Source organism: Paenibacillus sp. FSL L8-0644 (genome assembly GCF_038008165.1).
GTDB classification, from domain to species: Bacteria; Bacillota; Bacilli; order Paenibacillales; family Paenibacillaceae; genus Paenibacillus; species Paenibacillus polymyxa_D.
Genome location: NZ_JBBOYN010000001.1, coordinates 3,140,769 through 3,153,026, shown reverse-complemented (window position 1 = coordinate 3,153,026; position 12,258 = coordinate 3,140,769). Strand labels below are relative to the sequence as shown.

The window sequence follows — 12,258 nt, the reverse complement described above, 5'->3', positions numbered from 1 at the left end:
TGCCTGAATAACAAAACAGCGGAGGAAAAGACACGATGCTTATTGGCTTAATCAGACATGGATTGACGGATTGGAATGCGGTAGGGAAAATCCAGGGCCACAGTGATATTCCGTTAAATGAGGAAGGACGCCAGCAGGCACGCTTGCTTGCAGAACGATTAAAGAGAGAGTCTTATCATTGGGACGGGCTTATTACAAGTAGTCTCTCCAGAGCGAAAGAGACCGGGGAGATTATTGCTTCTGCTCTGCATCTTCCGTTGCTAGAATCTGATGATCGACTAAGAGAACGTGCTTATGGTCAGGTCGAGGGCATGACACAGGCCGAGCGTGAAGAGAAGTGGGGAGTCGACTGGCATCTGCTGGATCTAGGGCAGGAAAGCGATGCGGATCTTCAGCTTCGCGGGCTAGGTTTTATGGAGGCCATTTGGACGGAAAATCGGGACAAGAATCTGCTGGTCGTTTCCCACGGCGGTTTTTTGGCTAATTTGTATAAGGCTCTGTATCAGGAAAAATTCACGGAACGAATCGGCAATTTGTCACTTAGTATACTTCAGCGTGAGGATATGGATTGGGCACCACTTTTGTATAATTGCACGAAGCATTTGCAAGAGAAAAGTGACTGTAACTCAAAAAGTTAGTAAAAGACCACGGCTTCTACTCATCGTAGAAGTCGTGGTCTTTTTTGTTTTTTAATTATACCTTTGCAAAAAAAGAGGTTTAGAGTTTGAACAATCCGTCAAAGCTGTGGGTACAACAGGTAAGAATCAATTCCGGATGACAGTCCAGTGACGAGGCGATGGAACAATGAATCTGGCGGATATGCTGACATTTGCGGATATTGTGCATTTGAACAGAATCGCGGTGTATTACGATTGTGACTGTAAACCTAATTCCAAGCATGAGTTGATCCAGGGGATTTTGACGAAGCTCGGCAGCAGTAGTTTTTTTGAGGCGCAGGTCAAGGAGCTGAGGTTGTCAGAGGTAAGGTTTTTGAACGCACTGCTGTTCGATGACCGACCGTATTTCAGCATGGAGGAATTGATTGCAATAGCCAAACAGTCTGTTGAGGAGGACGAAAATCCTGGTGAGCGGCCAAGAGATATTGTGACCCGTCTGCGTTCTAGTGGCTGGTTGTTCAACGGTTCGACGCACAACACGAGGTATTTGTTCCAAATTCCGTTGGATATGAAGGAGCGCTTTCGACGTGTTATGGTACATGACTTCCAAAGCGGAATGACACGGGTAAGCGAACCGTCATCGTACCGGGATGAAGGGCATCTACTGGCAGAGGATTTACGGCTTTTCCTTCAATACATGGGGCAGCATGAGGTCCCGCTAAATCCCGAGGGGGCTTGGTATCGTCGCAATCAGCAGCAGCTGATGGAGCATTTGCACATTGCGGAGCCGCTTTTGGGTAAGGGAGGATGGCGTTTCGGGTATGGTTCCTCTTTTAAGTTTTATCCAGACCGAATGGCCCTACTGTATGATTATGCCCGTCACTCCAAGTACATCGAGGAGAAAGGGGACCAGGTTGTGCTGACAGCAAAGGGAGAAGCGCATCAGGAGCATACAATTGAGGAAGAAATGATACAGCTATTCAGGTTTTGGTTAAGACTGTATAAAGGAGCCGTTCCTAATTTGCTTTCTCTAGTCTACTGGATTGGAGAATGTGCCAGGCCGTGGACGTCCTCAGAGTCGCTTTTTGTACATATCGGCCCACTGATTCGACCGTTTTACTATGATACGCCCCGTTCGGTCTTTGATCAGAGAATTATACGAATGATGCTTCACTTGGGTATGCTTCGTCAGGGTGAACATCCGACGGGACCCTCTGTACAGATGACAGCCTGGGGGCTGAAGTTGGCGGGAGAGTGCCGCATTGGGCGGAACGACTCGGGTATACGGCTCCATTGACAAGCAACACACATGTTGATAGAATTTCACCCAAAATGAGAGGGTGAAGTTGATGCTGATTCACTATAACGGAAACATGCCACAGCTCCATTCATCTGTCTATGTGGCAGAAGGAGCAAAAATTGTCGGAAAAGTAACGATCGGCCAAGATTCCTCTGTATGGTTTAATGCCGTACTGCGCGGAGATATGGCGCCTATCTTCATCGGTGAACGCTGCAATATTCAGGACGGTGTCGTGGGACATGTGAACACGGATCAGCCCCTGTTGCTGGCGGATGACATTTCGATAGGTCATGCTGCAATAATCCACGGTTGTATGGTAGGCAAAGGCACTTTAATCGGTATGGGGGCCATTGTACTCAACGGAGCGGAGCTTGGTGAATATGCTTTAATAGGAGCAGGGTCGGTCGTTACGGAAAATACCAAAATACCACCCTATACTCTTTCTCTCGGTACACCTGCCAAAGTGGTGCGCGAATTGACAGATGCAGATTTGCAGCGGATGTCACGAACGGCACTCAGCTATGTGGCGAAAGGAAAAGAATATAGGATCTCTTAAACTCATGTTGGAGGTGCATCCTATGGATAAAATGAAGGTTACTTATGAAGTAATGTTGGGCCTGTCTGCTGAAATGGTTTTGGACGAGGCATTACGTAAACACCGGAGTGAAAAACTCTACAAGGATATTGATGAGGCGCTGGCCTCCGGAGATGAAGTAGCTTTTCGTCATCTTACGGATGAGCTGAAAGCAATGAGTTAGAATAATCTTAGGAACCCTAAGTTGGATTTCAGACCAATTGTTAGTTCGAGATCATAATCATCAAACCTGACTATAGCGCGGTCAGGTTTTTTTGATACGCTTGGATATGATATAGTCTTTGTAGGATGGGCCTGTACAAGGCAACCGTCGTATGAACGGAGGATGAAGGGCGTGTCGTTATCTTATTTGTGGAGCCGGTCGTTCTTGACGAGCCGGCCTTTTTTGTGGCTGCTGTTCTGGTGTAATCTGGTTGGAACAGTGTATGGGTACATATGGTATGGGGGGCAGTTGGAATATACTCTAAATTATCATCCGATGTGGCAGATTGTATTTGTGCCTGATAGTCCGACGGCGAGTCTGTTTTTTACGATCTCTATAGCATTTTTGCTCTATTCTCCGCGTCTCAAGAGCTTGAAGGTCATTCGACAGATCATGGAGGCGTTGGCTGTTGTCACGAGTGTAAAATATGGCATATGGGCTTCAGCTATTATTTTTTGGGGAGTTGCGCAGGGGGGACATATGATATGGCAGGATTGGATGCTGGTGGCATCTCACACGGCAATGGCGGTCGAAGCGTTACTGTTCGTGCGTTTTTTCACCTGCAAATGGACTGCTTTATGCCTAGCCGCACTCTGGACATTGTTAAATGATACGATGGATTATACATTTGGTATATATCCGTATCTTCCAAAGACGCTAACGGATAATGTACCGCAAGTGCGTGCGTTTACCTATATGCTAACCCTTGTCAGTATCGTAGCAGCATGGCTTGCCATGTTTGCGCGCAATCGAATGGAAGTAAAAGTGGAGAAATAGAGATGAACATCGTTATAAATCAAAAGGAATATATTTAAAAAAGGAATCCGTGATGATCATAAAATAAGAAAGAGCTTTAATCTTTTTGCTACACAAAGTTTTGGTTTTGATTTTGAAGTAAGTTCTAGTCCCGGTAACCTTGCCATACAGTAAGGTGAGGAGGGATGTCCCATGATTAGGGGTCAGACGTTTCAAATTACGATACGTATTGTTTCGAGTGTTGTATTATCTATGGTCCTGCTGCTGTCCGTCTGCGTCCCTCCAGGTGTGGCAGAAGCACGTGATCAATCAAAACCCATAGGAAATACAAAAGAAATTGAGGAACTGGACCATGCAGCTGCGATACTGTATCGGGATGTGATGGACGGGAACATTGAAAAAGCGCACGCGGATGTAGCCGAGGTGAGTCGATGGTTTGGCACCGGCCAGGTGCAGGCAGCGTTATCTGTAGAGGCCATTCATGCTTTGTCCGGCAGCATCCTTGAGGTCCAGCAAGCTACACAGTCCGTCCAAGCATCACCAGATGAGTGGGTGAAGGCTGCGGCCAATTTACGACTTGCGACAGATGCGCTTGCACATCCGCGTCAGCCCTTATGGCAGCAGTATTATAAGATTTTAAAAGAAGATGTTAGCGGCTTGAACAGCCAGTTTGCTAAAGGTAACATGAAGGGTTTCAAAGCTGGAGCCGCGGTGCTGGAGGACCATTATGAGACGATCCGTACAGCAGCATTGATTCATGGCAGAACAAGTGAGGTTGTCCGGGCTGATTCATGGATTTCCTACGTCAAAGGATTGGGGGATCAGCAACATGCAGATGCCTCAGCCATTAGAGGGGCGTTGGATCAGGGAAATCCGACGTTTAATGCCTTGTTTGGACGTGAAAAAGACGCCACTGCACTGGCGCCATTTATCCCACGTGAAAGTGAGCGCCGGGCAGAATTGGCAATCGGCATGATTGTTCTGCTGGCGCTGGTCTATGCAGGTTATCGTAAATATCGAGCTGGTTTCTCTGGATAACGATGCAAATTCGAACATTCGCGTCGTTGGCTGCTGAGCCATCCATATAGATTAGCCCATCGCCCGGATTTCCGGGCTATTCCTCTTTGAACCCCTCTCCATGTACATCATGCACATCCTGTATGATAATAAACGCCCGTGGATCAACCGATTTAACAATTTGGTGCAAACGTCGTATTTCCTGACGAGGCACGACACAATAGGCAACATGCTTGGCCTGCTTGGAAAATGCACCTACAGCCGGAATAATAGTAACTCCGCGATCCATGTCTCTAATAATAATATCCGCAATGTCCATCGTGTGGTCGCTGATAATCATAAAGGCTCTGGCGGAATAGGCGCCTTCTTGTATAAAATCAATAATCTTGGACGCGATGAACACGGCGACTAATGTATATAGAATTTTTTCTTTTGGTATGTAAAGTAGTGAAGCACCGATAATGACGATATCAATGACCAGCATAATCCTTCCCATACTCCAGCCAAACTTCCGGTTTAGAATACGAGCGATTATATCCGAGCCGCCCGTGGTGCCGCCAAAGCGGAACACAATACCTAATCCGGCTCCAAGCGTAACCCCCGCATATAATGAAGAAAGTATAAAATCGTGTTCAGTTTGAAATGTTCCCATCCATCCGAGATGAATCATTTTTTCATACAACCACAGAAAAAAAGTGAGCGACCCAATACCTACCCCTGTATATAGAATTTGCTTGCCCCCAAGCATTTTCCATCCAATTAAAAATAAAGGAATGTTCAGAAGCAATGTGGAGAGAGAGGGTGAAATCGAAAAAGCATAATTGAGCAGCAGGGTGATCCCAGTAATACCACCTTCCATCAGTTTACTGGGTATAATAAAATAAAGCAGACCGAATGCATAGATGGCGGTCCCGAGCACAATGGGTAAAATCATTTTAAGCTGTTCCATGGACTTGGATATCTTCATATAATCCCTCGCAGTAGCAGTTTAAGGAAGAACGACTTCATGCTGATTTTGCTAATCGCAGCTCCTTATATGTAGTATACCTTTTTACGGTAGCTTTAAAAGACTGATGACAGTAAGTTGGGGTCATAAGTTCACAATTAAAAAAAATTTGTTTTAAAATGTGCTTTACGATAACATATGAATAAACCTGCACATGGGGGGATTGCGTGTTTCATGGAAAAATCATTAGATGAAATTCAACGTGAGGTAGACCAGTATATATCTCAATTTAAGGAAGGGTATTTTAGCCCTTTAGCGATGTTGGCCCGGATGTCTGAGGAAGTCGGGGAACTGGCGAGGGAAGTCAATCACTCCTTTGGCGAGAAACCGAAAAAAACGGATGAGGCGGACAATTCCATTGAGCTGGAGCTGGGGGACATTTTGTTCATCACCATCTGCTTTGCGAACTCGCTAGGTATAAATTTGACCGAGGCACATGATAAGGTTATGCATAAATTTAACACGCGTGATGCGAATCGTTGGACCAAAAAGGACACCGATTAGGCGCTTTGTACATATGCTGTACCAAACCGGTTACCCGGAGGTGCAGTGTCATGAAGGCGGAGGAATACGTTCAGAAAGCTTATCAGTGCATTTTGCAGAACGATTTTGAGCAGGCCGTGGAATGGTTTGAAAAAGCAATTTCAGCTCAGCCTGATCATGCGGAGCATTATTTCCGGTGCTCGGTTACCTATGCTCGTAGTGGTCGTTTGGAGCAGGCTCTCGCATATGCAGAGCATGCGGTTCGTCTCGCTCCACAGCAGGATGAATATGTTCTCCATCTACATGCGCAGGAAGCCAGGCAGCATACGGAGAAGGCCAGAAAAATGCTGGATGTCGACAGAGCTACGCCGCAGGTGCGTCAGGATGCGATCTTGTTACTGGAACGAGCAATAGCCCTCGATCCGTTATGTGGGGATGCTTTTTTGCTGCTCGCATTGATTTATGACGAAATGAATGAGTATAAGCTGGCTGTGCAGGCTGCTCGTGAGGCGGCTGCACTGTTTCCTCACAATGTGCAGCTTGCCAACCTCATGAAGAAGTTATGCCAGCAGATGAATGAACAGATCTAGCACAAATGGATGCATAAGGAGTTGTAGGGAAATGTCAGAACCAATAAAAGTGGCTGTTGTAGGAGCAGCAGGGCGTATGGGCCGTGAAGTTGTCAAATTGGTTCTTCAAGATGAGGAACTACAGCTTGTGGCCGCAGTGAACAGAACACATGCCGGCAGTGATGCCGGCCTTCTCGTCGGACTACCGGAAGCGGGTATCGCTATTGTGGAGGATGTGGAGCAGGCATTACTGGATAGCCGAGCGGATGTCATGGTCGATTTTACGGGGCCGCGTTTTGCATATGCACATACAGCGCTTGCTATCAAGCATGGAGTTCGTCCGGTTATCGGAACAACAGGGTTTACTCCCGAACAGATTGATGAACTGGACAAGCAGTGTCGTGAGCAGCAAATTGGTGGTCTAATCGCGCCAAACTTTTCAATTGGCGTCATTTTGATGATGCGGTTTGCGGCTCAGGCAGCGAAATATTTCCCACATCTGGAAATTATAGAATATCATGGTGACCAAAAATTGGACGCGCCATCGGGCACAGCCATTAAGACCGCAGAGCTGATCGCCGAACAGCGTGAAGAGCTGCGACAGGGTAACCCGGAAGAGGAAGAAACGTTAGAAGGATCACGGGGAGGTTATTATCAAGGGTTTCGTGTCCACAGTGTCCGTCTTCCCGGTGTGTTCGCACAGCAAGAAGTGATATTCGGAGGGTTTGGACAATCTCTGAAGATTCGTCAGGATTCTTATGAACGGGCGGGCTATATGCCGGGTGTTAAAATCGGTATTCAGAAGGTCATGGAGCAGCCAGGGCTTGTATATGGATTTGAGCATTACATCGATTAAGAATACGCGAATGATTGGACGAATGAAATTATAGAATGAGGCAGGAGGAACTTCGAATGTTAAAGATTGCATTTATAGCGCATGACCGAAAAAAGGATGAAATGGTAAATTTCATAACGGCCTATGAGCATGTTTTTACAGATCACAAGTTATTTTCAACAGGTACAACAGGTCTGCGTATTATGGAGCAAACCAAGCTTGAAATTCACCGTTTCATGTCCGGGCCGCTTGGAGGAGATCAGCAAATCGGGGCTATGGTTGCGCAAAATGACATGGACTTGATTATATTCTTGCGTGATCCGCTCATGGCACAACCGCATGAGCCGGACATTAGTGCCTTGTTACGTTTGTGTGACGTGCAGGGGATTCCTTTGGCGACAAACGTTGCAACTGCTGAAATACTGGTGAAAGCGCTAGACCGAGGCGATTTTGCTTGGCGTGAGCTGGTACATAAATATAAACCGGGCATTGACCAGCAGGGTGATATATAATGACGCTGGACATCCTGATTTTCGGAGCTCATGCCGACGATGCAGAAATAGGAATGGGAGGCACGATTGCCAAGCATACAGCCGTTGGTTTAAAGGTGGGCGTGTGCGATTTGACGCGGGCTGAAATGTCATCCAATGGTGATGTGGATACTCGTATGTCAGAAGCTGAACATGCTTCGAAAGTGCTCGGGCTTGCTGTGCGGACGAATTTGGGTCTGCCTGATCGTGGATTATATGTAACTCCTGAACATGTAGCTGCAGTTACAGCAGAAATCAGGCGCCATGCACCGAAAGTCGTATTCGCTCCTTATTGGGAGGATCGGCATCCAGACCATGTCATGTGTAGCAAGTTGGTGGAGGAAGCGGTATTTAACGCGAAGTTGCGACGTTTTATGCCAGAAAATCCTGCGGTACAGGTAGAGCAATTATATTTTTATTTTATCAATGATATTGGCAGAACGGATTTGATTGTGGATATCACCGAGCATTATGAAGTTAAGGAACAGTCGTTATTGAGTTATGCTTCGCAATTTCAGGCAGCGCCTGGAAAGGATACAGTGTCCACACCATTAAATCAGGGATATGTGGAACGCGTAAAAGCTCGCGACTCGTTGTTGGGTCAGCGCAAACTGATTACGTATGCAGAAGGGTTTGCGTCCAAAACGCCATATCTGGTTAAGCTATTCACATAAGAATTCTATACTTGAGCATTTTGCAGAGTGTTAAAATAAATCGGCAGAAAAGTTATCACTGGTGAGCGGAAGGAGGCAGCTAGCTTGAATGACAAACTGAAAATTGGGATTACCTGTTATCCGTCGCTGGGTGGTTCCGGCGTAGTGGCTACTGAGCTGGGCAAGTTGCTGGCAGAAAAAGGGCACGAGGTTCATTTTATTGCCAATAGCATTCCGTTCAGATTAGGCGGGACGTTTCAGAAAAATATTTTTTATCATGAGGTTGAAATTAACGATTATTACGTGTTTAGATATCCGCCCTATGATTTGTCACTGGCGACCAAAATGGCCCAAGTCGCACAAATGAAGAATTTGGATGTACTCCATGTTCATTATGCGGTACCACATGCAGTATGCGCTTACTTGGCGAAGGAAATGGTGGGTGATCATCTGAAGGTGGTAACCACCCTACACGGTACGGACATTACAGTCTTGGCACAGGATGAGTCGTTGAAGGACCTGATTCGGCTGGCTATTAACAAAAGTGACGCTGTGACGGCGGTTTCCAAAGATTTGATTCGGGAGACGATAGATGCGCTGGAAATTACACGGCCTATTGATTTAACCTATAATTTTGTAGATAAACGGGTGTATTATCCACGAGATGCCGCTGCGCTTAGAAGAGACTTTGCCCAACCGCATGAAAAAATAATGATGCATATTTCCAATTTCCGTCCTGTCAAAAGGGTGGGCGATGTGTTGGATATATTTGAAAGAGTGCAACGAAAAGTGCCTGCGAAGCTGCTGCTGGTGGGGGAAGGACCGGATCTACCAAAAATCCGTTGCAAAATTGAGGATTTAGGACTTCAAGACAAGGTCTTCTTTTTAGGTAAGCAGGATCAGATCGCAGAAGTGATTTCTATGGCGGATGTGCTGCTGCTTCCCTCGGAAAAAGAAAGTTTTGGTTTGGTTGCGCTGGAAGCAATGGCCTGTGGAGTGCCGACAATCGGTTCTCAGGCCGGAGGAGTTCCTGAACTCGTTGTGCATGGAAGTACGGGGTATCTTGCTGAAATTGGTAATACTGAGGCGATGGCTGATTATGCAGTTGAGCTGTTGTCCGATGAAGCGATGGCGGAACGTTTCCGTGAAGCGTGTCTGACCCGCGCCCGTACCGTTTTTTGTGATGAGCTGATTACCCGTCAATATGAAGAAATCTATTACCGTGTGTTGGGACGCGAGGTGCCGGATCTTAAACCGATCAGCGTTTAAGGGGGCGGACTCGCGTCCGTTTTTTATATTGAATACTTGCAAAGGGGGAAACCCTATGAATACAAATACTTGGCAATGCGCTGACCAAGAGATGGCACTTCATGGCAGAGAGGTCATACATACACTAACAGCAGCAGGCCACGAAGCTTACTGGGTTGGCGGCTGTGTGCGGGATGAGATATTAGGACGAGCTATTCATGATATGGATCTGACCACTTCGGCTGAGCCTGAACAGGTCTTAGCGCTATTCCCTCATGTTATTCCGACAGGAATCCAGCATGGGACGGTAACGGTTATGCAGGGTGGCCATGCGTTCGAGGTGACCACTTTTCGTACAGAAAGCGGTTATACCGATCACCGCCGTCCAACGGAAGTTGCCTTCGTGAAGGATATCCGTGAGGATCTGATGCGACGGGATTTTACTATGAATGCGATTGCGATGGCAGAACACGGAGAGCGGGTGGACCCGTTTGGGGGAGAAGCCGATTTGCGAGCTGCTCTCGTTCGTTGTGTGGGACGAGCTGAGGAACGCTTTGAGGAGGACGGGCTGCGAATGCTGCGTTGCATCCGTTTTGCCTCTGTATTTCGGTTCCGGGTGGCCTACAATACCTGGAAAGGTATGATCCGTCGCAGAGAGGGACTTCGATATATAGCCATGGAACGGGTACGAGTCGAGTTAGAAAAGATGCTAGCGGGGCCTGACCCATTACGTGGATTGGAGATGCTGGGACGTAGCGGATTGCTTGGCTGTACGAAGGTTCCGGTTCCCTGGGAACAATGTGACGCACAGGCGCTCAAGGAGATCGTGCAGCTGCCAGCAGAGCTACGGTGGGGTTTGCTCCTTATGTCTTGTAGACTTAGCTCCGAGGCAGCGGACGAGCTATTAAGAGCTTGGACCTTCTCCAACGCCGTACGTTTGCGTTTGGTTCATTTATTGGAATGGGAGACCGAGCTCATCAGCCATGCTGTTGCCATAGCTGACAACTCTGTTTCGAGAGATTCTGACCCTATCAACGACGAGGTACTGCGTCGTAACTGGATTCGATTGTTAATTAAGCTGGGAAAGGATACAGCTTCAGACTGGCTGGAGCTTCACAAGACACTGCCTTCTTCGTTCCGTGGATTACCGCCGTGGGTAGAAAAGCATGTGAAGAAGATTGCCGAACTGGCAAACTCGTGGACACAGCAGGCTGTCGTCGTTCGTATCAAAGATTTAAATATTACTGGAAATGAACTGGTTCAGGCAATGAATCGACCAGGTGGACCTTGGCTGGGGCAGATGATGGAACGGCTTTTACAAGCGGTCGCTTGCGGAGATATCCCGAATGAAACAGAAACATTGCTTCAGGAAGTGAAACGGGTGATGAGTAGTGAATAATCATGATAGACTGTTAGGCATACTGGAGGAAGGTTCATCCGATTACGTATCTGGTGAGGAGATTAGCCGACGCCTCTCCGTTAGTCGCACAGCAATATGGAAGCAAATCAACAAACTGCGTGAGCTGGGTTATAATATCGATGCCTCTTCGCGCCGGGGCTATCGGTTGATATCTCGGCCTGACCGATTGGAAGTATCCAAACTGGCAGATCTATTAACTACACAATCGTTTGGCCAGCGTATCATAGTGCTGGATTCGACGGTATCCACTCAGCAGGATGCTATGCGTTTAGCAGAAGAGGATGCGCCGGAGGGAACGGTAGTGCTGGCAGAAGAACAGACGGCGGGTCGGGGACGTCAGGGACGTAAATGGTATTCCCCTCGCGGCAAAGGGATATGGATGAGCATTGTATTGCGCCCCACCCAGCCCTTAGCTTTTACCCCCCAGCTAACGCTACTTACAGGTGTAGCAGTGTGTAGAGCCATTCGTCGGCTGACGGGTGTGGAGGCAGGAATCAAATGGCCAAACGATCTGTTGATTCATGGTCGCAAAGTATCCGGTATTCTGTTGGAATCTGCAACAGAGGATCAACGGGTCCGCTACTGTATTGCAGGGGTCGGCATTGACGTAAATTTAAATAAAGAAGATTACCCGGAAGAGCTATCCCATGTAGGGACATCCTTGAAAATAGAAGCAGGGCTTGAAATTGACCGTACTGCACTGATTGCTGCAGTTCTGGAAGAAATGGAGCTGCTAAGTAAGTTGTATGCCGAGCAGGGGTTCCAGCCCATAGCCATGCTGTGGGAGGCGTTATCCGTGACGATGAACCGCAGCGTTCGGGCACATACGGGACAAGGGATAGCGGTAGAAGGTACAGCGGTGGGCTTGGACCCTTCAGGGGCACTAGTGATAGAAACGAACCAGGGTGAGCGGATTCAGGTTATTTCAGGGGATATACAATTGTAGAAGCGACCCTAGCTGAGTATACGACCACAATCTTTCTGTTTCCTGTGTGAAACTTCACGTGAAAAAGCTGATGTTTTTTGT

General features: G+C 47.4%; 15 protein-coding genes. 14 read left to right on the top strand and 1 reads right to left on the bottom strand.

Annotated features, from left to right (window positions below; all coding sequences use genetic code 11):
• Nucleotides 1-35: 35 nt before the first annotated feature.
• The 6 genes from NSS94_RS14175 (at nt 36) to NSS94_RS14150 (ending at nt 4,508) form a co-directional block, all read left to right on the top strand.
• Nucleotides 36-638, top strand: coding sequence for a histidine phosphatase family protein (locus tag NSS94_RS14175; RefSeq protein ID WP_029517351.1), 603 nt, complete (start codon nt 36-38; stop codon nt 636-638).
• Nucleotides 639-804: 166 nt separating this feature from the next.
• Nucleotides 805-1,914, top strand: a complete 1,110-nt coding sequence (locus NSS94_RS14170) for a hypothetical protein (protein WP_069012435.1) — start codon at nt 805-807, stop codon at nt 1,912-1,914.
• Between the two features lie 52 nt (nt 1,915-1,966).
• On the top strand, nt 1,967-2,473 hold the full coding sequence (locus tag NSS94_RS14165) for a gamma carbonic anhydrase family protein (RefSeq protein WP_069012436.1): 507 nt from the start codon (nt 1,967-1,969) through the stop codon (nt 2,471-2,473).
• Between the two features lie 22 nt (nt 2,474-2,495).
• Nucleotides 2,496-2,675 carry an IDEAL domain-containing protein gene (locus tag NSS94_RS14160; RefSeq protein ID WP_013371655.1) on the top strand — a complete coding sequence of 60 codons (180 nt, stop codon included), beginning with the start codon at nt 2,496-2,498 and terminating at the stop codon, nt 2,673-2,675.
• 171 nt (nt 2,676-2,846) lie between these two features.
• Complete coding sequence (locus NSS94_RS14155; RefSeq protein ID WP_307346094.1) at nt 2,847-3,491, top strand: DUF1405 domain-containing protein; 645 nt, start codon at nt 2,847-2,849, stop codon at nt 3,489-3,491.
• A gap of 171 nt (nt 3,492-3,662) precedes the next feature.
• The gene (locus NSS94_RS14150) at nt 3,663-4,508 is read left to right on the top strand and encodes a sporulation protein YpjB (RefSeq protein WP_165146955.1); all 846 of its coding nucleotides are present in this window, start codon (nt 3,663-3,665) and stop codon (nt 4,506-4,508) included.
• Between the two features lie 76 nt (nt 4,509-4,584).
• On the opposite strand, the gene NSS94_RS14145 is transcribed toward NSS94_RS14150, so the two are convergent.
• A complete protein-coding gene (locus NSS94_RS14145) occupies nt 4,585-5,454 on the bottom strand; it encodes a YitT family protein (protein ID WP_029517356.1) in 870 nt (289 codons plus the stop codon).
• A 213-nt stretch (nt 5,455-5,667) separates the two neighbouring features.
• Here NSS94_RS14145 and NSS94_RS14140 point away from each other — a divergent pair, with 213 nt between their 5' ends.
• The 8 genes from NSS94_RS14140 to NSS94_RS14105 all read left to right on the top strand — a co-directional run bounded on the left by NSS94_RS14140 (nt 5,668) and on the right by NSS94_RS14105 (nt 12,177).
• Nucleotides 5,668-5,997 carry a nucleotide pyrophosphohydrolase gene (locus NSS94_RS14140; protein WP_029517357.1) on the top strand — a complete coding sequence of 110 codons (330 nt, stop codon included), beginning with the start codon at nt 5,668-5,670 and terminating at the stop codon, nt 5,995-5,997.
• 50 nt (nt 5,998-6,047) lie between these two features.
• Entirely contained in the window at nt 6,048-6,566 is a 519-nt protein-coding gene (locus NSS94_RS14135) for a tetratricopeptide repeat protein (protein WP_029517358.1), read from the top strand.
• A 31-nt stretch (nt 6,567-6,597) separates the two neighbouring features.
• Nucleotides 6,598-7,401, top strand: coding sequence for a 4-hydroxy-tetrahydrodipicolinate reductase (gene dapB / locus NSS94_RS14130; protein ID WP_039271105.1), 804 nt, complete (start codon nt 6,598-6,600; stop codon nt 7,399-7,401).
• Nucleotides 7,402-7,457: 56 nt separating this feature from the next.
• On the top strand, nt 7,458-7,892 hold the full coding sequence (gene mgsA, locus NSS94_RS14125) for a methylglyoxal synthase (RefSeq protein ID WP_029517360.1): 435 nt from the start codon (nt 7,458-7,460) through the stop codon (nt 7,890-7,892).
• Nucleotides 7,892-8,584, top strand: coding sequence for a bacillithiol biosynthesis deacetylase BshB1 (bshB1, locus tag NSS94_RS14120; protein WP_341039512.1), 693 nt, complete (start codon nt 7,892-7,894; stop codon nt 8,582-8,584). The genes mgsA and bshB1 overlap by 1 nt, the downstream gene beginning before the upstream one ends.
• A gap of 84 nt (nt 8,585-8,668) precedes the next feature.
• A complete protein-coding gene (gene bshA, locus NSS94_RS14115) occupies nt 8,669-9,832 on the top strand; it encodes an N-acetyl-alpha-D-glucosaminyl L-malate synthase BshA (protein ID WP_029517362.1) in 1,164 nt (387 codons plus the stop codon).
• A 55-nt stretch (nt 9,833-9,887) separates the two neighbouring features.
• The gene (locus NSS94_RS14110; protein ID WP_341039511.1) at nt 9,888-11,210 is read left to right on the top strand and encodes a CCA tRNA nucleotidyltransferase; all 1,323 of its coding nucleotides are present in this window, start codon (nt 9,888-9,890) and stop codon (nt 11,208-11,210) included.
• Nucleotides 11,203-12,177: a biotin--[acetyl-CoA-carboxylase] ligase gene (locus NSS94_RS14105; RefSeq protein WP_029517364.1), complete on the top strand. Its 975-nt coding sequence runs from the start codon at nt 11,203-11,205 to the stop codon at nt 12,175-12,177. Before NSS94_RS14110 ends, NSS94_RS14105 begins: the two co-directional genes overlap by 8 nt.
• The last annotated feature ends 81 nt before the right edge of the window (nt 12,178-12,258 follow it).